The sequence below is a fragment of the Sphingomonas faeni genome, from assembly GCF_024273235.1.
Taxonomy (GTDB): Bacteria; Pseudomonadota; Alphaproteobacteria; order Sphingomonadales; family Sphingomonadaceae; genus Sphingomonas; species Sphingomonas faeni_A.
In genome coordinates, this window is record NZ_JANBVH010000003.1 from 103,879 (window position 1) to 130,151 (window position 26,273).

Annotated in this window: 23 protein-coding genes; 17 read left to right on the forward strand and 6 right to left on the reverse strand. The window is 67.6% G+C overall.

The features are described from left to right. Window positions 1–3 precede the first annotated feature (3 nt). The 5 genes from cobN to cobJ are packed head-to-tail and all read left to right on the forward strand — an operon-like array spanning window position 4 to window position 6,501. Window positions 4–3,249, forward strand: a complete 3,246-nt coding sequence (gene cobN / locus NLI89_RS02300) for a cobaltochelatase subunit CobN (protein ID WP_254685532.1) — start codon at window positions 4–6, stop codon at window positions 3,247–3,249. Next, window positions 3,246–4,391, forward strand: coding sequence for a cobalamin biosynthesis protein CobG (locus tag NLI89_RS02305; protein ID WP_254685533.1), 1,146 nt, complete (start codon window positions 3,246–3,248; stop codon window positions 4,389–4,391). The genes cobN and NLI89_RS02305 overlap by 4 nt, the downstream gene beginning before the upstream one ends. Further along, window positions 4,392–5,021, forward strand: coding sequence for a precorrin-8X methylmutase (locus tag NLI89_RS02310; RefSeq protein ID WP_254685534.1), 630 nt, complete (start codon window positions 4,392–4,394; stop codon window positions 5,019–5,021). Continuing rightward, entirely contained in the window at window positions 5,018–5,755 is a 738-nt protein-coding gene (cobI, locus tag NLI89_RS02315) for a precorrin-2 C(20)-methyltransferase (protein WP_254685535.1), read from the forward strand. The genes NLI89_RS02310 and cobI overlap by 4 nt, the downstream gene beginning before the upstream one ends. Then, entirely contained in the window at window positions 5,752–6,501 is a 750-nt protein-coding gene (cobJ, locus tag NLI89_RS02320; protein WP_254685536.1) for a precorrin-3B C(17)-methyltransferase, read from the forward strand. Before cobI ends, cobJ begins: the two co-directional genes overlap by 4 nt. Here cobJ and NLI89_RS02325 read toward each other — a convergent pair. After that, complete coding sequence (locus NLI89_RS02325) at window positions 6,477–7,226, reverse strand: cobalt-precorrin-6A reductase (protein WP_254685537.1); 750 nt, start codon at window positions 7,224–7,226, stop codon at window positions 6,477–6,479. The two genes, cobJ and NLI89_RS02325, sit on opposite strands and share 25 nt — an antisense overlap. Here NLI89_RS02325 and cbiE point away from each other — a divergent pair. The 7 genes from cbiE (at window position 7,225) to NLI89_RS21710 (ending at window position 12,632) form a co-directional block, all read left to right on the forward strand. Next, on the forward strand, window positions 7,225–8,424 hold the full coding sequence (gene cbiE, locus NLI89_RS02330; protein WP_439144460.1) for a precorrin-6y C5,15-methyltransferase (decarboxylating) subunit CbiE: 1,200 nt from the start codon (window positions 7,225–7,227) through the stop codon (window positions 8,422–8,424). The two genes, NLI89_RS02325 and cbiE, sit on opposite strands and share 2 nt — an antisense overlap. Beyond that, complete coding sequence (locus tag NLI89_RS02335; protein ID WP_254685539.1) at window positions 8,406–8,798, forward strand: cobalamin biosynthesis protein; 393 nt, start codon at window positions 8,406–8,408, stop codon at window positions 8,796–8,798. The genes cbiE and NLI89_RS02335 overlap by 19 nt, the downstream gene beginning before the upstream one ends. Continuing rightward, window positions 8,795–9,580 (forward strand): precorrin-4 C(11)-methyltransferase, encoded by a 786-nt coding sequence (cobM, locus tag NLI89_RS02340; protein ID WP_254685540.1) that lies wholly within the window; start codon window positions 8,795–8,797, stop codon window positions 9,578–9,580. The genes NLI89_RS02335 and cobM overlap by 4 nt, the downstream gene beginning before the upstream one ends. Beyond that, window positions 9,577–10,884, forward strand: coding sequence for a cobyrinate a,c-diamide synthase (locus tag NLI89_RS02345; RefSeq protein ID WP_254685541.1), 1,308 nt, complete (start codon window positions 9,577–9,579; stop codon window positions 10,882–10,884). The genes cobM and NLI89_RS02345 overlap by 4 nt, the downstream gene beginning before the upstream one ends. Beyond that, window positions 10,881–11,600 (forward strand): uroporphyrinogen-III C-methyltransferase, encoded by a 720-nt coding sequence (cobA, locus tag NLI89_RS02350; RefSeq protein ID WP_254685542.1) that lies wholly within the window; start codon window positions 10,881–10,883, stop codon window positions 11,598–11,600. The genes NLI89_RS02345 and cobA overlap by 4 nt, the downstream gene beginning before the upstream one ends. Continuing rightward, on the forward strand, window positions 11,597–12,364 hold the full coding sequence (gene cobF / locus NLI89_RS02355; RefSeq protein WP_254685543.1) for a precorrin-6A synthase (deacetylating): 768 nt from the start codon (window positions 11,597–11,599) through the stop codon (window positions 12,362–12,364). The genes cobA and cobF overlap by 4 nt, the downstream gene beginning before the upstream one ends. Window positions 12,365–12,509: 145 nt before the next feature. After that, window positions 12,510–12,632 (forward strand): hypothetical protein, encoded by a 123-nt coding sequence (locus NLI89_RS21710; protein ID WP_302675570.1) that lies wholly within the window; start codon window positions 12,510–12,512, stop codon window positions 12,630–12,632. 102 nt (window positions 12,633–12,734) lie between these two features. On the opposite strand, the gene NLI89_RS02360 is transcribed toward NLI89_RS21710, so the two are convergent. Then, a complete protein-coding gene (locus tag NLI89_RS02360; protein WP_128452689.1) occupies window positions 12,735–13,004 on the reverse strand; it encodes a DUF1488 family protein in 270 nt (89 codons plus the stop codon). 439 nt (window positions 13,005–13,443) lie between these two features. Here NLI89_RS02360 and NLI89_RS02365 point away from each other — a divergent pair, with 439 nt between their 5' ends. Next, window positions 13,444–15,849: a TonB-dependent receptor gene (locus NLI89_RS02365; RefSeq protein WP_439144463.1), complete on the forward strand. Its 2,406-nt coding sequence runs from the start codon at window positions 13,444–13,446 to the stop codon at window positions 15,847–15,849. Window positions 15,850–15,884: 35 nt separating this feature from the next. On the opposite strand, the gene NLI89_RS02370 is transcribed toward NLI89_RS02365, so the two are convergent. Then, entirely contained in the window at window positions 15,885–16,529 is a 645-nt protein-coding gene (locus tag NLI89_RS02370) for a glutathione S-transferase (RefSeq protein ID WP_254685545.1), read from the reverse strand. A gap of 112 nt (window positions 16,530–16,641) precedes the next feature. After that, window positions 16,642–18,801, reverse strand: coding sequence for a TonB-dependent siderophore receptor (locus tag NLI89_RS02375; protein WP_254685546.1), 2,160 nt, complete (start codon window positions 18,799–18,801; stop codon window positions 16,642–16,644). Between the two features lie 150 nt (window positions 18,802–18,951). On the opposite strand from NLI89_RS02375, the gene NLI89_RS02380 reads away from it, so the two are divergent. Beyond that, window positions 18,952–19,284 carry a hypothetical protein gene (locus NLI89_RS02380; protein ID WP_254685547.1) on the forward strand — a complete coding sequence of 111 codons (333 nt, stop codon included), beginning with the start codon at window positions 18,952–18,954 and terminating at the stop codon, window positions 19,282–19,284. Between the two features lie 402 nt (window positions 19,285–19,686). Here the strand turns inward: NLI89_RS02380 and NLI89_RS02385 are convergent, their stop codons facing one another. Together NLI89_RS02385 and NLI89_RS02390 are read right to left on the reverse strand one after the other, a co-directional pair. Further along, window positions 19,687–21,339 carry a Na+/H+ antiporter gene (locus NLI89_RS02385; protein WP_254685548.1) on the reverse strand — a complete coding sequence of 551 codons (1,653 nt, stop codon included), beginning with the start codon at window positions 21,337–21,339 and terminating at the stop codon, window positions 19,687–19,689. Window positions 21,340–21,613: 274 nt separating this feature from the next. Next, a complete protein-coding gene (locus NLI89_RS02390; protein WP_254685549.1) occupies window positions 21,614–22,903 on the reverse strand; it encodes an N-succinylarginine dihydrolase in 1,290 nt (429 codons plus the stop codon). A gap of 446 nt (window positions 22,904–23,349) precedes the next feature. Between NLI89_RS02390 and NLI89_RS02395 the strand changes: the two genes are divergently transcribed. From NLI89_RS02395 to NLI89_RS02405, 3 genes are read left to right on the forward strand one after another with little or no spacing between them, the layout of a single operon-like run. Further along, the gene (locus NLI89_RS02395) at window positions 23,350–24,339 is read left to right on the forward strand and encodes a lytic murein transglycosylase (RefSeq protein WP_254685624.1); all 990 of its coding nucleotides are present in this window, start codon (window positions 23,350–23,352) and stop codon (window positions 24,337–24,339) included. Then, window positions 24,323–25,057, forward strand: a complete 735-nt coding sequence (locus NLI89_RS02400; protein ID WP_254685550.1) for a septal ring lytic transglycosylase RlpA family protein — start codon at window positions 24,323–24,325, stop codon at window positions 25,055–25,057. The genes NLI89_RS02395 and NLI89_RS02400 overlap by 17 nt, the downstream gene beginning before the upstream one ends. A gap of 26 nt (window positions 25,058–25,083) precedes the next feature. After that, the gene (locus NLI89_RS02405) at window positions 25,084–26,247 is read left to right on the forward strand and encodes a D-alanyl-D-alanine carboxypeptidase family protein (protein ID WP_254685551.1); all 1,164 of its coding nucleotides are present in this window, start codon (window positions 25,084–25,086) and stop codon (window positions 26,245–26,247) included. The last annotated feature ends 26 nt before the right edge of the window (window positions 26,248–26,273 follow it).

Below are 26,273 nucleotides of genomic sequence, written 5' to 3' on the forward strand. Positions count from 1 at the left end.
CCGATGCACGTCGTCTTCCGCGAGACCCACGGGCTGGAGGAAAGCGCGGTCCCGCAGGACCTCGCCCAATCCCCCGCGGATCTCGTCGTCCTGTCCTTCTCCGATGGCGATCTCGGGGCGTTCGCCGCGGGCTGGCGACGTGCGGACGCCGTCGGAAACCGCCTCCCATCGCTACGCCTCGCGAACCTGACCGCCCTCCAGCACCCGCTCTCGGTCGACACCTATGTCGAGCAGACGCTGGCCGGCGCGAAGGGCATCCTGATCCGGCTGATCGGGGGCCGCTCCTATTGGAGCTACGGCCTGCAACAGGTCGAAAACCTCGCACGCGAGAAGGGCATCGCGCTGGCAGTCCTCGCCGCGGACGGTCGCATCGACACGCGCCTCGACGCCGCTTCGACGATCCCGCTGTCGACGCTGCGCCGCCTGGCCCATCTCTGCGACACCGGCGGCGCGGTCGCAGCCCAAGCGGCGCTGGCCCAGTTCGCGCTGGCCGCCGGCTGCTACGCCGGCCCCGTCACCGGCGTCCGCGCGATCGCCGATGTCGGTGGCTGGCAACCGCATGACGGCGTGACCTGCCCGGCGGCATTCGCACTCAACGCGCACCGCCCCCGCATCCTGATCGTCTTCTACCGCTCCTACCTGACCGCCGCAGACCTCCACCCGATCGAAGCGCTCCACGCCGAACTGACCGCGCGCGGCGTCGACGTCTTCGGCCTGTTCGCGCCCTCCCTCAAAGCGCCTGACGCAGCCGGCTGGCTGAGCCGCTGGGTCGAGGCCCTGAAGCCCTCCGCGATCGTCAACGCCACCGCCTTCTCCGCCCGCGGCGCGACCGACACGACGCCCCTCGACGCCGCCAACGTCCCCGTGTTCCAGATCGCGCTCGCCACGTCCGACCGCGCAGCCTGGGCGGGCGCCACCCGCGGCCTGTCGCCCGCCGACCTCGCCATGCACGTGGTCCTTCCCGAAGTGGACGGCCGCCTCTTCGCCGGCGTCGCCAGCTTCAAGGAAGCCGCGGCGAGGGACGGCGACCTCGAATACACCCGCCGCGAACACCGTGCCGACCCCGCACGCATCACCGCCATCGCCGCGCGGATCAAGGCGTGGACGAAACTCGCCGGCAAACCCGTCGCCGACCACCGCATCGCGATCGTCCTCTCGACCTACCCCGGCAAGGCCTACCAGATGGCGCACGCCGTCGGTCTCGACGCGCTTGCCTCCACGCAAGCCATCCTCGCCGACCTCGCCGAAGCCGGCTACGCGATCACCCCCGACGCGAGCGACCTCGCTACGTTACGCATTCACTGGCCGCTCGCCGAGTATCGCAAGGCACTCGCGAACCTCTCCGAAGCCCTCCGCAAGGACCTCCAGCAAAGCTGGGGCGACCCCACCGAAGACTTCGCCTTCACCGCGATCGATCAAGGCGGTGCGCTGGTCGCGCTCCAACCCGAACGCGGCCGAACCGAGCACCGCGCGGACGAGTATCACGACCTCTCCCGCTGCCCCAGTCACGCCTATGTCGCCTTCTACCTGTGGCTACGCGAGCGCGGCACCGACGCGCTCGTCCATGTCGGCGCGCACGGTACGCTGGAGTGGCTACCCGGCAAGTCGGTCGCGCTGTCCGACGCCTGCTGGCCCGAAGCGCTCACCGGCGCGATGCCCGTCATCTACCCGTTCATCGTCAACGACCCCGGCGAAGCGGCCCAGGCCAAACGCCGCATCGGCGCGGTTACGCTCGGCCACGTCCCGCCGCCGCTCGAACGCACGCGCACCGGCGCAGGCCTCGGTCGCCTCGAAGCGCTGCTCGACGAATTTTCCAACGCGGACGGCCTCGACCCCGCGCGCCGCGACCGCCTGCAACGCGACATCCGCGACGAAGCCACCGCCACCGGCCTCGCCGCCACGCTTGGCCTCGACGACGGACAGTCACAGTCGGAAGCCATCACCCGTATCGACACGTTCGTCTGCGACGTGAAGGAAAGCCAGTACGGCGACGGCCTCCACATCTACGGCCGCGGCGAGCATGGCGAAGCCGAACGCTCCGGACTCCTGTCCGCACTCCAAGGCAAACGCGTCGCACCCGGCCCCTCCGGCTCCCCGTGGCGAGGCCGCGCCGACGTCCTCCCGACCGGCCGCAACCTCTACACGACCGATCCCCGCGCAGTTCCTTCCCGCGCCGCCCACACCCAAGGCGTCAAACTCGCCGACGAGCTAGTCCGCCGTCACCTACAGGACCACGGTGACTACCCCCGCAACCTCGTCGTCGATCTCTGGGCGTCTGCGACGATGCGGACAGCAGGCGAGGAGTTCGCGATGGCGCTCCACCTGCTCGGCGCGGAGCCGGTCTGGGACATGCAGTCCGATCGCGTCACGGGCGTCGAGATCCTGCCGCTGGCAAACTTCGACCGTCCCCGCATCGACGTCACCCTGCGCGTATCCGGCCTGTTCCGCGACGCCTTCCCGACGCTCTGCAGGATGTTCGGCCAAGCCGTCCGCGCGCTCACCGCACGCGACGAACCGCAGGACTGGAACCCGTTCGTCGGCAAGGCGGTCAGCGCTCGCGTCTACGGCCCCGAACCCGGCCGCTACGGCCTGAGCATGGGCGACGCCGCCGAAACCTATACCCCCGAAGCGCGCCTCACCGCCGGCCAAGCCTGGCTGTCGGCCTCCAGCCACGCGCTCGACGCCGGTGAAGGAGGGCGCCAAGGCAACTTCGATCCCAGCGGCATCCGCGACCGTGTCGCCGCCGCCGACGCCTTTGTCCACGTCCAGGATTTGCCCGAAACCGACCTCCTTCTCGCCGCAGACTATGCCGCGCATGAAGCAGGCTTCGCCGCCGCGCAATCGGTCGCCGGGGGTAACGCCACCCTCTACCATCTCGACGCGAGAGACCCGACCCAAGCCAAAGCGCGCACGCTCAACGAGGAGATCGCCCGCGTCGTCCACGCCCGCGCGGCGAACCCTGCCTGGGTCGACGGCATGATGCGCCACGGCTTCCGCGGCGGCGCGGAGATCGCCGCCACGCTCGATCATCTCGGCGCCTTCGCCCACCTCGCCAGCGCGGTCCGCCCCGAACTGATCGACCTGTATTACGACGCCACGTTGGGCCGTGACGACGTCCAAGCCTTCCTCGCCGAAGCCAACCCCGGCGCGCTCGCGGCGATGCAGTCGCGCTTCGCCGCCCTCCACGCTGCAGACCTCTGGCCGACCCGCCGCAACTCGATCCTAGCTGAGCTGGACCTGCCGGCATGACCGGGTTCGTCGTCAAGGGCTGGTGCCCCGACGCATGGCGTCCGATGATGGCGGGCGACGGCCTGCTCGTTCGCGCCCGCCCCCCGCTCGGTCGCCTGACCCGCGCGCAGGTTCTAGGCCTTGCCGAGGCCACGACGCAGCACGGCAACGGCCAGATCGACGCCACCACCCGCGCCAACCTCCAGATCCGCGGCGTCCGCGAGGAAAGCTGGCGCCCGCTGATCTCCGCGCTTCTCGATCTCGGCCTGGTCGACCGGGACCAGACCCGAGAGGCGCGCGCCAACATCCTCGTCGCACCCGACTGGCGCGCAAGCGACGACACCCACCGCATCGCCGAGGAACTACGCGCCCGCCTGTCCGAACTGCCGGGTCTTCCCGGCAAGGTCGGGTTCGCGATCGACGTCGGCGCCACGCCGACGCTGCAGGACGCTCCCGCCGACTTCCGCATCGAGCGCGCCGCATCCGGTCAATTGATCCTGCGCGCAGACGGTCGCGACCTCGGCACGCCGCTGTCGCCCGGCACCGAAGTCGACCACCTGATCGCGCTTGCTCGATGGTTCGTGGAGAGCGGCGGCGCCGCGAGCGGTCGCATGGCAAGACACGACGCGCCGCTTCCGGACTGGGCTGCCGGCATCACGTCATCCGCGCCAGCGGCGTACAGGCTCCAACCCGGCCGGCACCCTCTCGGCGTCGCGCTCGGCCTGCCATTCGGTCGGGTCTCGGCGACGGCACTGACCCGCTTCCTCGAAGCCGAAACTGCCGTCGAGGCGATCCGCCTGACACCCTGGCACATCGCGATCTGCGAAACGGATGCCAAGCTCGCGGTGCAGCCGGACCCCGCCCAGTTCATCACCGATCCATCCTCGCCGTTACTTCGCACGGACGCCTGCGTAGGCGCACCGGCCTGTCCGCAAGCTACCGTCGAAACCCGCAGCCTCGCACACCGCCTGACCCCCCACATCGCCGGCCGGCTCCACGTCTCCGGATGCGCCAAGGGATGCGCGCGCGCCGCCCCCGCCGACGTGACGCTGACCGGTCGCGACGGCCGCTACGACCTCGCCTTCGACGCGCGCGCCGGCGCGCCACCTTCCCGCGCGGGCCTCGACGCCGCGCAGATCCTCGCTCAGTTCGGAGCCGCCTGAATGCCGTACGCCTACGAAACCGACGGCGCGGCGATCTACCGCCAGTCCTTCGCGATGATCCGCGCGGAGGCCGACCTCGCCCGGTTCTCGCCCGAGGAAGAGCCGGTAGCCGTCCGCATGATCCACGCCGCCGGGCTCGTCGGCCTCGCCCAGCACCTCCGCTTCTCGCCCAACTTCGCGGTCGAAGCACGCCGCGCGCTGCAGGCCGGCGCGCCGATCCTGTGCGACGCCCGCATGGTCACCGAAGGCATTACCCGCGCCAGATTGCCCGCCGACAACCGCATCATCTGCACGCTCCACGCCGCCGAAACGCCGGAGCTCGCCCGGACGATGGGCAACACGCGATCGGCCGCCGCACTCGAACTCTGGCGCCCGCATCTCGCCGGCGCCGTCGTCGCGATCGGCAATGCGCCCACCGCGCTGTTCCACCTGCTCAACATGCTCGAAGACCCCGCTTGTCCGCGCCCGGCGGCGATCATCGGCTGCCCCGTAGGCTTTGTCGGCGCGGTCGAATCGAAGGCCGCGCTCTGGACCGACCAACCCGTGCCGTGCGTGGTCGTCGAAGGCCGCATGGGCGGCAGCGCGATCACCGTCGCGGCGATCAACGCGCTGGCGAGCGGCACCGAATGACACCGTTGCGAACTGGCGGCACGATCCACGGCGTAGGCTTGGGGCCGGGCGCGCAGGACCTCATGAGCGTCCGCTCGGATCGCCTCGTCCGCGGCGCGCGTCATATCGCCTATTTCCGCAAGGCGGGCCGGCCCGGGCAGGCGCGGAAGATAGTCGACGGCATGCTCCGCGCCGACGTGATCGAATTCCCGATGGAATACCCCGTCACCACCGAAATCCCCGTCTCGGACCCGCGCTACAACGACTGCCTGTCGGCGTTCTACGAAACCTGTATCGATCACCTCGCGGCGCTAGCCAACGCCGGCGAAGACGTCGTCGTGCTCTGCGAAGGCGACCCGTTCTTCTACGGCTCGTTCATGCACCTCTACACCCGCCTCCAGACGATCGCACCGGTCCGGGTCGTGCCCGGCATCACCGGCATGTCCGGCGCCTGGACCGCCAGCGGCGCACCGATCACCTGGGGCGATGACGTGCTGACGGTGCTGATGGGCACGCTCCCCGAGGAGGATCTGGTCCGCCGCATCCGCGACACCGATGCGCTGGTAGTGATGAAGATCGGCCGTCACCTCGCCAAGCTCCGCCGCGCCGTCGCCGCCGCCGGACGCGAGAGCGAGGCATGGCTGGTCGAATATGCCGCGATGGCCGATCAGCGTGTCACGCGGCTCTGCGAGGCGGACGCCATCACGCCCTATTTCTCGATCCTGCTGATCCATGGCCAGGGGCGCCGTCCATGACTGGCTGGCTCGCGATCGCAGGCCTCGGCCCGGGCGATCCAAACCTCGTGACGCCCGAAGTCACCGCCGCGCTCGGCGAAGCGACCGACGTCATCGGCTACATCCCCTACGTCGCGCGCGTCGCCTCCCGCGATGGCCTCACGCTCCACCCGACCGACAACCGCGTCGAACTCGACCGGGCCACACACGCCCTCCAGCTCGCAGCCCAAGGCCACCGCGTCGTGGTCGTATCCTCGGGCGATCCCGGCGTGTTCGCCATGGCCGCGGCGGTGTTCGAAGCGCTCGAAGCCGGCCCGCAGGAATGGCGCGATCTCGACGTCCGCGTACTCCCCGGCATCACCGCGATGCTCGCCGCAAGCGCCCGCGCTGGCGCTCCGCTCGGCCATGATTTCTGCGCGATCAACCTGTCCGACAATCTGAAGCCCTGGCTGCTGATCGAACGCCGCGTGCGCCTCGCCGCCGAGGCCGATTTCGCGATCGCCTTCTACAACCCCCGATCGAAGGCGCGCCCCGACGCCCTGATCCGCATCTTCGAGATCCTCCGCGAGACCTGCCGCGACGACCGCCCGGTGCTGTTCGCCCGCGCCGTCTCCACGCCCGAGGAAACCCTCCGCATCTTGCCCCTCACCGAAGCCCGCGCGGACATGGCCGACATGCGGACGATGATCATCATCGGCTCCAGCCTCACCCGGATCATCGACCGCCCGGCAGGCCCGATCCTCTACACGCCCCGGTCGGCACCATGATCGAGCCAGTGCAGCACGTCCTCCGCCGCATGCACCTCCAACCGAGCGGGCAGGGCCGGCCGATCGATCATGATCACGCGGAGTCCGAGCGCACGCGCCGCGCCCAGCTTAGCCTGCGCGCCCGTGCCGCCAGCGTTCTTGCAGACCACCAGCTCGATCCCGTGCGCCGCCATCAACCGCCGGTCGCCGTCGACATCGAACGGTCCGCGATCGATCACCAGATGATGCCGCGGCAACCCGGGCGTCTGCTCCGGCGCGTCGACGAACCGCAACAGATACTCGTGCTGAGGCTGCGCCGCGAACGCATCGACATGCATCCGACCCAGCGCGAGCATCACGCGCCGCGCAGGGCCAGCCAGCGCCGCAACAGCACCCTCGATATCGGTCACGCGGGTCCAGCGATCATCCGGACCGGGCACCCAGGCGGGGCGAGTCAAGGCGATGTGCGCCACCCCCGCACGCGCCGCAGCCACGACGGCGTTGGCGCTCATTCGCGCCGCGAACGGATGCGTCGCATCGACGAGATGCGTCACGCCGTGCGCTCGCAGATACGCGACCAGACCCTCGACACCGCCAAAGCCGCCCACCCGCACCGGGATCGGCTGCACCTTGGGGTTCGCCACGCGCCCGGCGTAGCTCAACACGGCCGCATCGCCTCGCCCGGCCAGCATTGCGGCGAGCGCGCTGGCCTCGGTCGTGCCGCCCAGCACCAGGATGTTCGACATGGCTGACACTCCCTGGCTGGCGATCATCGGATTGAGCGAAGACGGCGCGGCCGGCCTGTCCGTGGCGGCAAAAGCAGCACTCGCCGAGGCCGATTTGGTGACCGGTGCAACCCGTCACCTCGCCCTCCTTCCGGACCTTAAGAGCGAGGTCATGCCCTGGCCAGTCCCGTTCGACGCGGGCATTCCCCGCCTGCTGGAGCACCGCGGCCGGCGCGTGACGATGCTCGTGTCCGGCGATCCGTTCTGGTTCGGCGCAGGCACCTCCGTCACGCGCCACCTCGCACCGACCGCGTGGGTCGCTTACCCCGCGCCCTCCACGTTCAGCCTTGCCGCCGCGCGTCTCGGCTGGCCGCTCGAGGACACCGCCTGTCTCGGTCTCCATGCCGCGCCCCTGTCACGCCTTCGCCGGCACATCGCACCAGACCGCCGCGCCCTCGTCCTGCTCCGCGACGGCGAGGCCGTGGCGAAACTCGCTTGCTATCTGGACGATCTCGGCTTCGGCGCATCGCATCTCCACATCCTCGAAGCCCTTGGCGGCCCCCGCGAACGCATCCGCGAAGCGACCGCCGCCACGCTGGCCTTTGACGACATCGCGCATCCCGTCGCGATCGGCATCGCGTTTGCCGGCGACGGCACGGTGCTACCGCGAACCTCCGGCCTGCCCGACGCGTGGTTCGAGCATGATGGACAGATCACCAAGCGCCCGGTCCGCGCGCTCACGCTGTCCGCGCTCGCGCCGAAACCCGGCGAGATGCTGTGGGATATCGGCGCAGGCTCGGGCTCGATCGGGATCGAATGGCTGCTCTCCCATCCATCCACCAACGCCATCGCATTCGAAGCCGACCCCGTCCGCGCCGACCGCATCCGCAACAACGCCGCCGCCCTCGGGGTCGACCGGCTGCAAGTCGTCGAAGGCCGCGCACCCGGTGCCCTCGCAGACCAGGCCATACCCAACGCCGTCTTCATCGGCGGGGGGCTTTCGGACGCGATGCTGGACGCACTCTGGAAAGCACTTCCAACCGGCACCCGCCTCGTCGCCAACGCCGTCACGCTGGAGTCCGAAGCGCTCTTGGCCGGCTGGCACGCAGCGAAGGGCGGCACGCTCATGCGGATAGAGCTGTCCGACGCCGCTCCGCTCGGCACGCGCCGGGGTTGGCGAGCGAGCTATCCCGTCGTCCAGTGGAGCGTCGCGCTGTGATCGTCGCCGGCTTCGGATTTCGCACCGGCGCGGACGTCGCTGCGCTGCGTACCGCACTCGCCGCGGCGCAGCACGGGTGCCCGCCTGTGACGACCCTGGCGGCACCCCACGACAAGCTGGCGCTCGTTTCGGAACTGGCGGAGGCGCTGGGTCTACCCGTGATCGCCGTACCGCCCGACGCGTTGCAGGTGCCGAAAACGCACACTCAGTCGATCGCCAGCCTCGAAGCCCGCCAGACCGGCAGCGTCGCCGAAGCCTCGGCCCTCGCGGCCGCCGGCCCCGGCGCGCAGCTTCTCGCCACCCGCCACATCTCGCCCGACCTGATGGCCACCTGCGCCATTGCCCGATCGGGTGTCGAAGGACCCGCTGCATGACCGTCCACTTCATCGGCGCAGGCCCCGGCGCGCCGGACCTGCTGACCTTGCGCGGCCGCGATCGGATCGCCGGATCACCCGTCTGCCTCTATGCCGGATCGCTGATCCCGACGGCGATGCTCGATCACTGTCCCCCCGGCGCGCGCATCGTCAACACCGCGCCGCTGTCGCTCGACCAGATCATCGGCGAGATCCAGACCGCACACGACGCCGGGCAGGACGTCGCGCGGCTCCATTCCGGCGATCTGTCGATCTGGTCGGCGATGGGCGAGCAACTGCGCCGCCTTCGCGACCTGGATATCCCGTTCACGATCACCCCCGGCGTCCCCGCCTTCGCCGCCGCCGCCGCGGCGCTGGAGGTCGAATTGACGCTCCCCGAACTCGTGCAATCGGTGGTGCTGACCCGCACGCCCGGTCGCGCCAGCACGATGCCCGCCGCCGAGACCCTGACCGCGTTCGCGGCAACCGGCGCGACGCTCGCGATCCATCTCTCGGTCCACAACCTGGCGCAGGTCGTCGCGGACCTCACGCCGTCCCATGGCCCGGAATGCCCGGTGGCGATCGTGTGGCGCGCGAGTTGGCCCGACCAGCAGATCGAGCGCGCCACGCTCGCGACGATCGCGCAGGCTATCGAAGGCAAACCCGATCGCACCGCGCTGATCCTCGTCGGCAAAGCCCTGGCCGCAGAGAATTTCGTCGAAAGCAGCCTCTACGCGAAGGGCTATGACCGCCGCTTCCGTCCCCAATCCGCGGACTCGAAGTTCGCCGAAGACCTCGCATGACCCCCGGCCTGCTCATCGCCGCACCCGCCTCGGGCACCGGCAAGACTACCGTCATGCTCGGCCTCCTTCGCGCGCTCCGCGACGATGGCCTCGCGGTCCAGCCGTTCAAGAGCGGCCCCGACTATATCGACCCAGCCTTCCACCGCGCCGCCAGCGGCCGCGCGTCGTTCAACCTCGACAGCTGGTCGATGCCCGCCGCGATGCTCGATACACTGGCGGCCAATGCCGACGACGCCGACTTCGCGCTCGCTGAGGGCTCGATGGGGCTCTTCGACGGCGTCGCGAAGCCGGGCGCAACCGGCAACGGCGCCAGTGCCGACATCGCCCGCAGGATGGGCTGGCCGGTCGTGTTGGTCATCGACGTGTCGGGCCAAGCACAGTCCGCGGCCGCCACTGCGCTCGGCTTCAGCCGCTACGATCCCAGCGTGCCGATCGCCGGCGTCATCCTCAACCGCGTCGCCAGCCCCCGCCACGAACGTCTGGCGCGCAGCGGTATGGACGCGGTCGGCATCCGCGTGTTCGGATCACTGCCAAGGCGCGGCGATCTGAAACTGCCGGAGCGCCACCTCGGGCTGGTGCAGGCCGCCGAGCACCCGGACCTCGACGCGCGCATCGACGACTATGCGACGTTCCTCCGCGCGCATGTCGACATTCCCGCAATCCGCGACGCCGCTTCGGCCGGCGCCCGGGCGGCAGGCGCGCAAAGCTGGATCCGGCCACCCGCCCAGCGTATCGCGCTCGCTCAGGACGCAGCCTTCTCGTTCACCTACGCGCACGTGCTCGAAGGCTGGCGGCGGGCGGGCGCCGAGATCCTGCCGTTCTCGCCGCTCGCCGACGAAGCCCCGGCCGCGCATGCCGATCTGGTCTGGCTGCCCGGCGGCTATCCCGAACTTCAAGCGGGCAAGCTCGCGGACGCGCGCAACTTCCATACATCTCTTGGCGAACATGCACGCACGCGCGCCGTTCACGGCGAGTGCGGCGGCTATATGGCACTCGGCGAAGCGCTGATCGACGCCGACGGCACGCGTCACCGGATGGCAGGACTGCTCGGCCTCGTCACCAGCTACGCCCAGCGGAAAATGCACCTTGGCTACCGCAGTGCGACGCTCCACGCGCCGATGGGCGGCTTCGCGGTAGGCGCCGCGCTCACCGGACACGAGTTCCATTACTCGACGATCATCGACCAGCCGGACGCACCGCTCGCGCACGTCACCGATGCCGAGGGCAATCCGGTCGCCGAAACCGGCTCGCATCGCGGCCACGTCACCGGTAGCTTCTTCCACATGATCGCGAGCCCATCATGACCGGTTTCGTCTCGTTCGTCGGCTCGGGCCCCGGCGATCCCGAACTGCTGACGCTGAAAGCCGTCGCGCGGTTGCAATCCGCCGACGCCGTGCTGTTCGACGACCTGTCCTCCGCGGTCCTCGGCCACGCCCGACCGGGGGCCGACCTCGTCGCGGTCGGCAAGCGCGCCGGTCGTCCGTCGCCGACCCAGGCGCACGTCTCGCAACTGCTGGTCGAATACGCCCGGACCGGCAGCCGCGTGGTCCGCCTCAAGTCCGGCGACGCGGGGATGTTCGGCCGCCTCGAGGAAGAGATCGTCGCGCTGAGGACCGCCGGCATCCCGTTCGAGATCATCCCCGGCATCAGCGCCGCCAGCGCCGCCGCCGCCGCCGCGCAGATCCCGCTCACCCGCCGGCTCAGTGCCCGCCGCGTCCAGTTCGTCACCGGCCACGACGTCACCGGCGACCTCCCCGAACAGCGCAACATGGCCGCGCTCGCCGATCCCGAGGCGACGACGGTGGTCTTCATGCCCAAGCGCACCTTCCCGGCGCTGGCCGCTTCGCTGATCGAGCACGGCCTGTCCCCGGACACGCCCGCTCTGATCGCCGAGAATATCGGCCACCCCGACCAGTCCCTGATCCGCTCGACGATCGCAAAACTGGCCGAGCAGTTGCAGGCAGGCTTTTCCAGCAAGCCCGCGCTGATCCTCTACGGACCGCTCATGGAGGCCGAATGATCGATCTCCACCTGATCGGCATAGGCACCGGCAACCCCGATCACCTCACGCGCGCCGCCGTCACCGCGATGAACGCCGCCGACCTGATCCTTCTCCCCCGCAAGGGCGACGCGAAGTCCGACCTGATCGATCTGCGCCGCACGATCTGCGCCGACGTCCTGATCGGCTCGACCCGCGTGGTCGAGTTCGACCTCCCCATACGCGACGCCCGCGCGCCGTATCTGGAAGCCGTCGACGACTGGCACGATGCGATCGCCACAGCCTGGGCCACCCAGATCGCAACGCATCTGCCCGACGGCGGGCGCCTGGCGCTACTCGTCTGGGGCGATCCGTCGCTGTACGACAGCACGCTGCGGATCGCGGACCGGCTGCGCGCCGACGGGATCGCGCTGCGGGTTCATGTCGAGCCCGGCATCACCAGCCTGCAAGTGCTGACCGCGGCGCATGCCATCCCACTGAATACGCTGGGCGCGCCGGTCCTGATCACCACCGGGCGCCGCCTGAGGGAAGGGGGGTGGCCGGCCGGCGCCGATACCGTCGCGGTGATGCTCGATGGCGGCGGCGCATTCGAAGTCCTTGTTCCGGAAGGGATCGACATCTGGTGGGGCGCCTATCTCGGCATGCCGCATCAAGCGCTGCTGGCCGGTCCGCTCGACCGCATCGGGCCGCAGATCGTGCGGACGCGCGCTGCGCTGCGCGAGCGGCACGGTTGGATCATGGACATCTACGTCCTGCGCCGCCGCCCGGCGACAAAAGCTACCTGAGCGCGACGCTATCACAAAGGTGCGACCTGGCAACTCAGGTTAACCTGAACCTCGGATTGCTATCCCGTTCAGCAGATATCCGTCTTGGCGGTCGTAATCGCCAGCCATCGTAACCGAATTATTGAAACAACGTCGGAGTCCGACCATGGTGAAATTCGTCATTATCGCCATCGCGGCGATATGGGGGGCGTCAATGCTGTTCGGCGTCACCTTACTCGTCGGTAGCCGCTACTCGACCCGTATCAGGCGGTTCGTGACCGGCGACTGAAACGCAGCAGGCCGGTCCGCCTGCCGTTCCAACGGCCAGTACGCAGGGAGGTCGAAGGATGGAAGGCCCTTCCGTCGCTCTCCCTGTCCCGCTCATTTCAGTCTATTCCAGATCGTCTTCGTCGACGACGATCGTCGTCGCGTTCGGCTTGCGCTCGATCGCTGCGAGGCAGGCGTCGACGATATCGTCGTTGAAGCGATTGAACAGCTCGATGCCGTCGTCCTCGGGCTCGTCGCCGCTGAGTTCCTTCAGGACCGCATACTTGACCGCGAACTCATACTCGTCGCCGTCGAACTCGCCGGAAAATTCGATCTGCTTCTGGATGTCGTTGTCGACGACGCTCGCCTGATCGATTTCAAGGGTATTTGCCATGTTCGAACTCCTGGGGTTTGACCGCCTACTGCCTGCGCACGCGCGGCAGCGCAAGCGCTCAACCCGGCGGTTTGCACATGGATTGTAACGAGGGACCGGTGAGGGCATTTACCGGGACATCTCTCTTGCCATTGCGCGTCTCCGCTGCCGCGTGCCAGCCTGCTTCGTTCCGCCGCTTTCCTCTTCGTCCTTGCAACCCCCAGCATCGGCGCCAGGCGTTCTACGGCAAGGATCCCGACATCGGTCCGATTGCTCGAAGACCGCGGCCCGACGGCGGCCGCGAAGTAGCGCTGGCGGCGGTGCGGCGGCGCTTTCGGTCGCTGCACCGCACCATAATAATTCTGTAGCGCAACGGTCATTCGACTGTCTCGAAGGCGCAATAGGCGCAGCCCCGGGAGTGACGATCGAACGATCTCGCTAAGGGTTTTCAAGAATGACGATGTTTTCTCGTACCGCCGCACGGCTGTTGTGCGGCGCTGTCGGCCTGGTCGCGGTCGGCGCGCCAACGGCCTCGTCCGCTCAGGCGCTGGTCGCCAAGGATGCCGAGCCGGGCTCGCCCGCGCCGGTATCCGAACCCGATCCGGCACCGGCACCCGCCGGTCAGGACGATGCGATCGTCGTCACCGGCACCGCCACGCGCTCGGTCGCGCAGATCAGCGGCGTCGACATGCAGAAGATCCTGCCCGGCGTCAGCCCGCTAAAGGCGCTCCAGACGCTGCCGGGCGTCACCTTCCTGACCGCCGATCCCTGGGGCAACAACGAACAGAACATCTCGCTGTTCGTCCACGGCTTCAACGCGCAACAGCTCGGCTATACGCTCGACGGCCTCCCGCTCGGCGACCAGAATTACGGAAATTATAACGGCCTGTCGCCGCAACGCGCGATCATCTCGGAGAACGTCTCACGCGTCACGCTGGCCAGCGGCGCCGGCGATCTCGGCACCGCATCGACCAGCAACCTCGGCGGCACCATCGACACCTTCTCGAGCGACCCGCGCAAGGATCTCGGCGTCCAGGTCGACCAGACGCTCGGCAGCAACTCGACCTCGCGCCTGTTCGCGCGGATCGACAGCGGCACCTTCGGCAATGGCAACAGCTTCTACATCTCCGGCGCGCGCCAGAAGGCGAAGGCGTGGGATTTCAACGGCATCCAGGGCGGCTATCAGGCCAATGCCAAGTTCGTCCACGATGACTCGAACGGCAAGCTGACGCTCTACGCGGCCTATTCGGACAAGACCGAGCCGAACGAGGATTCGACCGTCATCACTACCGCGACGCAAGCGACAGCGCCGTACGTCCGCCCGTTCGTCTACCCCAATTTCAACGAAATGCTGACCTATCTGAACTCCGGCGCGTACAAGGCGGACGGGTCGAACTACCGCAATTACTACGGCGTCGCAGCGCGCACCGATTATCTCGGCTACGTCAAATACGACTGGAACGTCAGCGACCGGGTGACCTTCTCGAACCAGGCCTATTACCACCATAACGACGGCGTCGGCGTCATCGGCGGCCCGATCGACGTCGCCGGCCTGCCCAAGCTGTTCTCGTTCTATTATCCCGGCCAAAACCTGACCTCGGTATTCGGCGGCTCCGGCCTCGCCACGCGCACCACCGAATACCGGATCGATCGCGGCGGCTTGGTCTCGAGCGTCGGCATCGATCTCGGCGCGCATCACATCGAATTTGGGGCTTGGTACGAGCATCAGAGCTCGTCCGCCTATCGCCGCTGGTATCCGTTCCCGGTCAACGATCCTAGCACGCCGTACCAGCGCCCACGCGACGAGCTGACGCCGCTGATCACGCAATATCACAGCGAAGTGCGCGTCGACGAATACCAGGCGCATATCCAGGACAGCTGGAAGCTGCTGCCGACGCTGACGATCCAGGGCGGCGTCAAGAGCACGTTCCAGAACGCGTCGCAGCGCGTGCCCGTGCAGCCGATCCCGGGCTCGTTCACCGGCTCGGTCGCGCTGCCGGTCGGCAAGATCGACACGCACAAATACTTCCTGCCCCAGCTCGGTGCGCTGTGGGACGCCACCGACACCGAGCAGCTGTTCATCAACGTCCAGAAGAACATCCGCCAGTTCCAGACCAGCGCCGCTGCCGGCCTCTCGCCGTTCGCCCTGGGCAGCCAGGCGGCGTTCGACCTGTTCAAACAGGACGTCGAGCCCGAGACGAGCTGGACCTACGAAGCCGGACTGCGCTCGCACCATGCGGTGAACCTCGGCCCGATCACCGGGTTCGAGGGGCAGATCAGCGTCTATCACGTCGATTTCAGCAACCGCCTGCTCGGCATCAGCCCGACGCCGGTGGTGACGGCGGTCGTCAGCGGCGCGGCGATCCTCCAGAATGTCGGCGCGGTGAAGACCGACGGGTTCGACGTCGCCGGCACGGTCCGGTTCGGCTCGCACTTCTCGTTCTACGACGCGCTGTCGTACAACAATTCGCGCTACGAACAGGACTATGTCAGCGGCACGACGACGGTCGGCACTGCGGGCAAGAAGGTGCCGGGCAGCCCCGACTGGCTCAACAAGTTCACCGCCTCGGCCAATTACGACATCTTCGACGCGCAGCTCGTCGGCGACTACATCGGCAAGCGGTACGCGACCTACACCAACGACCTGTCGGTGCCGTCCTACTTCACGCTCTCGGGCCGCATCGCTGCGCGGATACCATTGTCCGAAGGGCAGATCGTCCGCACCGCCACGGTCAGCCTGAACGTGACCAACATCACCAACAAGCGCGCGGCCTCGACCCTCAGCATCGGCGCGGCGAGCGGCACCTTCAACCAGTTCCCGCTGGCACCTCGCCAGGTGTTCGGGACGATCAGCGTAGGGTTCTGAGGAGGGCAGGGGGCCGCGGGTTGACCATGGCCTCCTTATTCCGCGTCGATCGCCGGAAACAGGATCGGCGGATCGCCCGGTTGCCAGGGCACCGGGCGTATCATGATCCGGGCAAACAGCGCGGATGCCAGATGCGTCGCCAGCCAGGCGTGGAGTCGCTCGAACGGCAGTCCGTCGAAATAGGATCGGTCGGTTTGCGCAAACTGTCGGACGAACGGCATGATCGCGAGATCGGTCATCGAAGGCCGACCGGCGCGCGGATTCTCCCCCAGACTGCCGGTATCGCGCAGCCGCTCGTCCAGCGCGCCCAGCACGACCGTCGCGGCGTCGCGGTGCTCGACCGGATCGACGCCATGGCGATCGGCATATTTATACCGGTCGAGATGGTGTTTGAAGGCGTCGTCATTGGTCGCGATCAGCGCCGTGTCGGCATCGGTCGGCCACCCGTCGTACGCGTCCGCTCCGGCCCAGCGCATGATATCGAGGCTCTCGTCGATCACCGAGCCGTCCGGCATCACGAGCACCGGCACCGTCCCCTTGGGCGAAACCTCGAGCATCGCCGCCGGCTTGGCGCGCAGGACGATCTCGCGCAGCTCGACCGATCGGCCGTTCGCCACGACCGCAAGCCGCGCCCGCATCGCATAGGGGCAGCGACGGAAACTGTAGAGGACGGGGACCATGCGCGGGCCTATAGCGAAACGCCGCGCTCGGGTCGCCTGATCCCGGCACCGCTTCCGACGGTCCCGACCGATGCTGCTCCGCAACCTCGATCGGGACCGTCGATGGCTCGGGTCAGAAACGATAGCCGATCGTCGCCTGCACCGTCCGCCGGTTGCCGTACCAGCACCAGTTATAATTCGCGAAGCACGACGTCAGATACTTCTTGTCGAAGATGTTAGCGCCGTTGACTGCCAGGCTAAGGCCTCGCAGCGAAGGCGCGAACTTTTCCAGGTCGTAGCGGATCAGCGCATCATACACCGTGTAGGACGGGCTGTTGCGGCCCTGCGTCTCACCCGGCGTAACGCCCGCGTAGACCTGGTCGACGTGCCGCACCGCACCGCCGATCGTGAGCCCTTCGAGCCCGCCGATAGGCGGCGCCCAGTCGAGACCGAGCGACGCGCCGCCGCGACCGACGGTTTCAAGCCCGCGACCGACACGCGATGGATCGTTCACGTCCTGCGTCACCCTCACCCGTTGCCGGCTATAGGCCACGCGCGCGTTGAAGCCGTAGGGCAGGGGGGCACTACCCTCGAACTCGACACCCTGCGAACGAACCTTGCCGGTCTGCGTCGAGACGGAGAAGGTCGGCGTCGAGGTCAGCACGTTGGTCTGATCGATCCGGAACCATGCACCCGACAGCAGAATCTGCGTACCCGGCACGGTGAACTTGGCCCCCGCTTCGAACTGCTTGCCCAGCGACGGATCGGCAATGCCGAACGATCCATCGGGACGCAGCACGGTACCTGCCTGCTGCTCGAACGAGGTCGAATAGCTGACATACGGCGCCAGCCCGAACGGTAGCGTATAGAGTGCTGCGGCACGATACGTGAACTTCTCGTCGTGCTTGGCGTCGCCGTCGTCCTGTTGCGCGCGCGCCCAATCCTGTCGCCCGCTGAGCACAACGCGCAGGTCGCCGAGGGCCATCTGGTCCTGCGCATACACGCCCTGCTGACGCTGGCGGGTTGTGATATAGCCTCCGAACGGATCAGGTACTGCCGCCACGCTCTGCGGCGTTGTGACCGTTCCATAAACCGGTGCGAAGCCGTTCAACGACGGAGCGGAACCGAACGCGAAATCTTCCGTCGAATGCGCAACCTGCCTGTCCACACCGAAGAGCAGCGTGTGCTTGATCGGACCGGTCTGGACGATGCCGGTCAACTGGTTGTCGAACGTCCAGTTGTTGAGCTGTTCGCGGGTTGCATAGGACGCTCGGCTATAGGTCTGCTGCGTGGGGTCGCTCGTATCGAGTCCGCCAGCGGTATAGATCAGCCCCAGCGCCGACTTCACATATTGATAGCGCCCCGACGAACGAAACGCCCAGCCGCCGCCGAAATCATGGCGGAAGATATAGGTCAGCGCCGCCTGGTCGCGGCTGAAGCGGTTGCCGGCCTCACCCCCGTCGAAGCTGGTCGGCAACTTGCCGTTGGGGTTCGTCAGCAACGTGCCGCTGGCAGGAAACACGCCGTACGTGCCGTTGTGCGGATCATGCGAATAGGCGCCGAGCAGCGTGAAGCTGGTCGTACTGCCCGCGCCGGCGGTCACCGCGCCCGAAATCGTCTGGCGCTCGCGCTTGCCGAACTTCTGCTGCGTGTCGGCACCGTTCGCGCTGCCGTTGATCCGCCACAGGACGCCTTCGCCCGCACGACCGCCGATATCGGCGTCGACGCGGTAGAGGTCGTAATTGCCGTATGTCCCGCTGATCGCGCCATACAGCGCCTGATCGAGCGGCAGCTTGCTCGATTCCGCAACGAGGCCGCCAGGGCTCGACTGGCCGTACAACACCGATGCCGGGCCCTTGATGACCTCGATCCGATCGAGCCGCGAGACGTCGACCTGTGGCACGGCATAGCCCGACGGGCTGCCGAACTGCTTCAGCCCGTCGAGATAAACGGGGGCATCAAACCCGCGCAACTTGAACTGGTCGTAGACTTCCGCGCTCGCACCGCGCGTCTCGGGGGTGACGCCGGCAACGAAGCGCAGCGCCTGGTTGAGGTTCTGCAGACTGCGCCCTGCGATGTCGTCGCTCGTGATGACCGTGATCGACTGCGGGGTCTCGGCAAGGGGGGTGTCGGTCTTGGTACCGGAAGAGGCCTGGGTCCGCGCGTGCTGCCCGGTCACGACGATGATGCCCGAATCGTTATCGGTATTGGTCTGCGCGGTTTGCGCATTGCTTGGCGTAGCGACGAAAGCGGCGGAGCCGAGCAGGACGGCGATGCCGAGACGATATGTCATGTGATACCCTTTGCGTTATGCCGCCCCGCTAATGTTTATGATAACTATTATCAATAGTGAGTTGACTGTCTGGTATCGGAAGGCTTGCGTCTGCGGCAATCCGGCAACAGGTCGATCGCCATGCACTCAAGCAGCGACAGGAGTTACGCCGTGAAAAACGGAAAGGCCTTGGTCAACGAAATCGCAACCACCGGCGATGCGTCGTGGTTCGACAAAAATCCCGAGCGGCGGCTGCGTATCCGGGCAATGATCCCCGGCGAATTCGACGACGTCGGGGGGCCGCCGCCGGTTGGTATGGCGTGGCGGACGATCGTGCTCGAGGCGCAGCCCGGCGCGCGGAGCCGCCAGGCTATCGCCCTGCCGATGAGCATGGCAATCGAGACGCTGACGGACGGTGACCTGTTCGATCTGTTCCTGCAAGTGGCGCCCAAGGGCGCGCGACAGGTGATCGCCTCGCTGCGCAAGGTGAAGTTGCCGGACTGAACCAGCGGCGAAAGCTCCGTCCGATCCAACACGGATCAACTATGCCTCCGACATCGGTCAAACCGAACGGATTCCGGGATAAGGCGAGCCGCCAGATTGACGGAGCGCACTTCCCCGCTAGCAATCTCCTGCTAGCTTTACTTCAGCGACGCGCGACCGAATGGCTGCTGCGTCCTGGGGGCTCCGACCGGATACGAGAGTGTCGCACGGACGGTTGGGGCCCCTTCGTTAATCTGAAATTCACCTTCACACTGCATAGCGCGGGGCAGAGGCATCGCCACAGTATGCGTACCTTCAGCGCCCCGCCGGTTTCAGTCACACGGACAGGCGGGGCGCGAGTTTCCCCACCATTGGATATCGGCGACGTTCGGTAAATCGCCCCCAGGTCGGTCGTCGCTCGGCTTAGCCAAGCCCTTGGCGAGACAGGCGCGCATCGATCAGGTCGAGCTCACGGCCCAGCTGTTCGGCAAGTTCGATCCCTATCTCGCGGCGACGTGCCAGATCGAATATCGCATTACGCTCGGCTCTCACCGCGGCGAGCCGCATGTCGCGTTCGATCTGCATCTCACCCTGCCGCGCGCGATCCTCCGGTTGCGACGACAGGCTGTCGATGCGTTCACGATACTGATCCATCAGCCGCGCTGCGACATCGGTAAAGCGATCGGGGTCGTCGCGCCCCTCGGCCATCCGGTGCTGGACCCGGTCGAGTTCCGCGATCGCTGCATTCGCCGCCACCAGCCGTGCCTGATCCCGTGCCGCGGCGACCCCGGTCTCGGGGGGCAGGCTGAGGCCTCGTAGCAACAGCGGCAGCGCGACCGCGGCGATGATCAGCGAACACAGGATCACGCCCGACGCGAGGAAGATCACCAGATCGCGCGCCGGGAAGGGCGTCCCGTCATTCATGCTCAGCGGCAACGTCAGCGCACCTGCCAGCGTGATCGCGCCGCGTGCCCCTGCGCACGACATCGCGGCGATGATCCGGCGCGGGGGGCTGGCGCTGCCCGCCAGATCGTTGCGCCGACGTGCGCGGAACAGCGTGAACTGCATCGACACCCACACCCAGCCGTAGCGAAGCGCCGCGAGGCCGACGACGATCGCGACGACGTAGATCGCCAGCCACCACGGGCTCACATGCCCGGTCGACGTGACGGTATCGCGCGCGCGGACGAACACCTCGGGCAACTGTTCGCCGAGCAGCACGAAGATCACGCCGTTGAGCGTGAACTGCAGCATGTCCCACACCGCCCGCCGCCGGATCCGCGTTCCCGCGGCAACGGCGGTCGTCGCGTCGGTGAAGGTCATCGCGATCCCGGCGGCGGCGGCGGCGAGCACGCCCGATGCGTGGATGTGTTCGGCCAGCAGATAGGCCGCGAACGGGATCAACAGACTGACGAGGATGTTCGAGCCGGCTTCATCACCGAACCGCCGCGCGAATGCCGTCTTGGTCGCGACGACGCCCAAGGCGATGCCGACGCCGATTCCGACCCCGGCGATCGCCATCCACGCGAAGGTCGCCGCGGCATCGGCAAGCGAAAAGGTACCGGTCAGCACCGCGGCGATCGCGAACCGCACGCAGACCAGGCCCGAGGCGTCGTTCAGCAGCGCTTCGCCTTCGAGGATGTGCATCATGCGTTTCGGGATCGGCGCCTTCTGCGCGACGGCGGATACCGCGATCGGATCGGTCGGCGACACGACCGCCGCCAGCGCGAACGCGACCCCGAGCGGCATCGCCGGAATGAGCCAGTGCACGAACAGACCCATGCCGAGAACCGTCAGGAACACCAGGCCGAGCGCGAGTCCGAGCACTGCGCCGCGATCGCGAAACAGCTCGTCCTTCGGAATTCGCCAGCCATCGAGGAACAGCAGCGGCGGTACGAGCAGGAGGAAGAACAGTTCGGGATCGAGCTCTACACGGACATGCGCGACCGTGCCGATCAGTGCGCCCAACGCGATCTGGACGAGCGGCCGGGGCAACGCCGAGGGTAGCATCCGGGACGCGACACCGCTGACCACCACGGCGAGCAACAAGAACAGGCACAAGGTCACAATCTGCAAACCGGATTTCCTCGTTTTCGAAAAGCGTGTTCGAAATTGGCTGTGACGCGCGACTGGCACGCGGCATAAGATTTGCGGCCGGCACACGCGCTGCTCCGCACATGGCGAACACAGGGACGCACCGTCGAAGACCGCACTATGCTACGCGGGTAGCAGACGGGCCGAATTTTCGGAAGACCGGACTGCGAAGAGCAGGAGCCTGGGCGAGTTCGCCGACGGAACCGGGCAGCGGCGATCGGTAATACCGTCCACCCGTCCGATCGATATCCCGCTGTCAGATTTCGCCAGGCCCGAAACCAAGCGCGGCTGTGAGTGCGCCGCGCGCCGTGGCGCAACGTTCCCACAAGCGTGAGTCGCCCAGATCGTCGGGGGCGATCGACTCCGGCCATTCCCGCGCGATCACGGCTTCGATCCTGTCGCAGGTGACGTCGTCGAGGAGGAACCTGGGGTCGATCGCCGCAAGCGCGTCCGCATCGACCTGGACCCGTAATCTCAGACAGGCCGGACCGCCGCCGTTACGCATCGACTCCCGGACATCGACGACCTCCAGCCGCCGGATCGGTGTTTCACGGGCAACCAGCTCGGTCAGCCATGTCCAGACGTGATCGTTCTCGCGTGCCTCCGCGGGTAGGATGAGCGCCATGTCGCCGTCGGGCATCGTCACGAGCTGGGAGTTGAACAGATAGGTTCGGATCGCCGTGTCCAGGCTGACGCGATCCGCGGGCACCTCGATGATCACGGCGTCCGGCATGAGCGCATGTACCGCCTCGCGGAGCCCGGCTGGATCCGCAAAGGCGTGTTCATGCGCGAACAGGACATGGCCGTTCGCCACCGCGACGACATCGTTATGGAAGGCGCCGGCAGCGATTGCCGCGTCGCTCTGGCGGACCATCGGCGTATGCGCGGGATCGAGCCCATGCCCCCGTGCCACCGCCTCGCTCGCCGTACGGTGCTGGCGGGCGGGAAAGCCGCCGGCTCGGCCTTCACCATACACGAACATCTCGATCGCACACCTGCCGGACGGAGACGCCAGCCGCATGAAATTGGCCGCGCCTTCGTCGCCAAAGGCTGCCGGCACGGGGCGATGAACGCGGAAGAACCGTCGGTCGGCAAAGGCAAGGCGGAGTTGCCGTTCGGTCTGCTCGGCTTCGCTGGCGCGGTGCGGCATCGTCGACAGATTGGCGGGCGTGATGTGGCACAGTCCGTCGGCCGTGTCTGAGGCGGGGGACACGGTGCCGGCATTGGCGGTCCACATCGCCGACGCCGACATCGCGTTCGCGACGAGCGCCCGGTCCGCGCTCCAGGCCGCCGCAAGAACCTCAGAATCGCCGCCGTCGAAGCCCAGCTCTCGCAACCAAGCGACGTGGGGCCGGACATGCGGAAGGAATACGCCCTGCCTCAGCCCCAACGTCATCAACCGCCGCATCTTGCCGACGCCCTGCAACGCAGCAACCCGCGGCCGCGATATCCCGCCCGCATTGGCGGCGGACGCACGGTTACCGATCGAGAGGCCCGCATAATTATGCGTCGGCCCGACGATACCGTCGAAATTCACCTCGATCACGCCTGTACCCCTATCCCGCCGCCTCGGTCATTCGCGACACTGCGCAATCCCCGTCCGATCGCTCAGAGCAGGGGAGCGTGCGAATGACGCGAGCATACCATCGCGTACACCTTAGAAGAGGTACCGCCGCAGCGCGAGATCGGTCGAACACCGGAATCACCCAGTGGGCCACGGTAGGAAGACAAGGTTCGGACCTGCGCGCCGCCGATCCCAAGCCGGATGCGGCACTGCCCGGCAGCGCACAGTTTCCAGGATACGCGCGCGCCATTCGACGGAAGCTGGGATAACCCTCACGCGGCTATGCGTGCCTGGCTCGCGACGACGCGAGGTTCCGATCCGGGCGGGGCTGTGGCAGTAGGTTGAGCATGGGTGGGGCATCGATAGCAGCTAGGCTGCGTACGGGACGCGTGGCTTGGCTGCGCAACGGACTGGTGGCTGCGATCGCCATGCTGACCGGGAGCGCGCCCGCCTTGGCACAGGACGATGCCGGCTTTCGCTCGTACATGACCGTGCTTCGCCAGCAGGCGCTGGCCGAGGGCGTCAGCGTCCGCACCGCCGACGCCGTGTTTCCCGGGCTGACGCTGAACCCCCGTGTGATCGAGCTTGACCGTGGGCAGCCGGGGGCGACGAACAGCAGCAGCGCCATTCCGGCCTTCGCCCCCTACAAGGCGCAGCACGTCGATACCGCGCGGATCGCGCGCGGGCGACAGACCTATCTGGCGCAGCGCTCGCGGTTGCAGCGGATCGAGCAGCAGACCGGGGTGCCGGAATCGATCATGGTCGCGATCTGGGGGCATGAGACGAATTACGGCAGCTATACCGGCAATTTCGACCTCCTCCGCTCGCTGGCGAGCCTCGCCTATGAAGGCCGCCGCCGATCGCTGTTCGCAGGCGAGTTCATCGCCGGCCTGAAGATGCTCGATCGCGGCGTCACGCGTGACCAGTTGAAGGGCAGCTGGGCAGGGGCGACCGGCAATCCGCAATTCCTGCCGTCGATCTATCTCCGCCTAGCGCGCGACGGCGACGGCGATGGCCGCGCCGATATCTGGAACAGCCCGGCCGATACGCTCGCATCGATCGGCAATTACTTCACCGACGCCGGCTGGCGTCCCGGGCAGCCCTGGGGTGTCGCGGTCAACGTGCCGGCCGGGCTCGATCGGTCACAGGTGCGCAATCGGCTGGTGTCGCCGCGGTGCCCGCGCGTGTTCGAGCGGCATAGCGGCTGGCGGACGATCGCCGAGTGGCGCGCGCTCGGCGTGACGCCGCAGGGCCGGAGCTTGCCCGCCGACAATGTGATGGCGACGTTGCTCGAGCCGGACGGGCAGGGCGCCACCGCCTATCTGCTCACCAGCAACTATCGTGTGATCCTCGATTACAACTGCTCCAACTTCTACGCGCTGTCGGTCGGGCTGCTGGCCGATGCGGTCGAACGCTAGAGCCATTGCCCTGGCGTTCGCGCTGGCGGCCTGCAGCAATTCGCGCGAAAGCGTCGGCGCGGCGTTCCCGGCCGGTGGTGGTCTTTACGGCAGCTACAAGGATACCGGGCTAGCGAGTTGGTATGGCGAGGAATTGTCCGGAAACCGCACCGCGTCCGGCGAAGCGTTCGATCCCGACGCGATGACTGCCGCGCATCGCACCTTGCCGCTCGGGTCGTTCGTAGAGGTGACGTCGGTTGCGACCGGCCGGTCGATCCTGGTCCGGATCAACGATCGCGGGCCGGGCCGGCGGGACCGGATGATCGACCTTTCGCGTGCCGCGGCGCATCTGCTCGGCACCGACCGCCAGCAGATCGCAAAGGTCCGTATCCGCTCGATCGTGCCTAGCGCCCGCGACGCCTCGCTGCTGCGCGCCGGGAAGGCCGTCGGGGTCCGGACGCCCACCTACACGCAAGCCTATAGCGTCGACACGGCGCCGGCCCGCGAACCCGTGGCAGCCCTCACGCCTGGACAGCGCTACGTGCTCCAGGTCGCGACCTTCTCGAACGAACCGCGCGCGAAGGCGTTGGCGAAGCGCCTCGATGCCAAGGTCGTCGAGGGCGGGGGACTGTACCGCGTTCGCATCGGCCCGTTCAAAGATGCCGCCAGCCTGCAACGCGCGCGTGACGCGGTCGCCGAGCGCGGCTATGGCGATGCACAGGTCCTGCCTACGGATTGAGTTCCCTTTTGCTCACGGAATACCCCATGAAGAAGCTGATCGTCGCCCCGCTCGTCGCCATCGCGCTGGCGCACCCATCCATCGCTGCCGCGCCGCAATTCCAGACTGCTGCGCCGATCGCCTATATGGAGGATCTGTCGTCGGGCGCGGTGCTGTTCGCGCGCGATGCGGATCGGCGGATGCCGCCGGCGTCGCTCGCCAAGATGATGACCGTCTATGTTGCGTTCGACATGGTGAAGAAGGGCGAACTGAAGCTCGACCAGATGATGACCGTGCGCCCCGAGACCTGGGCGAAATGGCATGGTCCGGCAGCGGGTTCGACGATGTTCCTGTCATCGGGTGAGAATGTCAGCGTCGCTAATCTCCTGTACGGGATCGTCACGCTGTCGGGGAACGATGCGTGCATCGTGCTCGCCGAGGGCATCTCCGGGTCCGAGCAGGCGTTCACCGAGCGGATGAACCGCAAGGCCGCCGAACTCGGCCTCAAGGACAGCCATTTCGGCACCGCGAATGGCTGGCCCGACAACGGCGTCACCTATGTGACCGCGCATGATCTCGCCAAGCTCGCGGCGGCGACGATCACCAACTATCCCGATCTCTACAAGCAATTCTATTCGAAGCGCGATTTCACCTGGGGCAAGACGATGGGCGGCAGCGCCATCACTCAGGCGAACCGCGATCCGATCCTCGGCCGCGTTGCCGGTGCGGATGGCCTGAAGACCGGGCACACCGAGGAGGCCGGTTATGGCTTCACCGGGTCCGCTATCCAGAACGGCCGGCGCCTCGTGATGGTCGTCGCCGGCCTGACGAGCTCGGGCCAGCGCGCCGAGGAATCCGTGCGCTTCATGGAATGGGGCTTTCGCGCGTGGCAGTCCAAGCCGATCGTCGCGAAGGGCAAAAAGGTCGAGACCGCCTCGGTCCAGCTCGGGGATTCGTCGTCGGTCGGGCTCGTCGCCCCCAAGGCGCTGACCGTGACGCTGCCCGCCGGCACCTCGCCCAATCTCACCGCGAAGGTCGTGTATGACGGCCCGATCAAGGCGCCCATCAAGGCCGGCCAGCATATCGCCGATCTCGTCGTCACCACGTCCGACGGGCTGCAGCAGACCATGCCGCTGGTCGCCGAGAAGGACGTCGCCGAGGCCGGCTTCTTCGGTCGTGCATGGGCAGGACTGACCGGCTTCTTCGGGTGATGGCCCGGGCGCCGACGGCGTTGCAG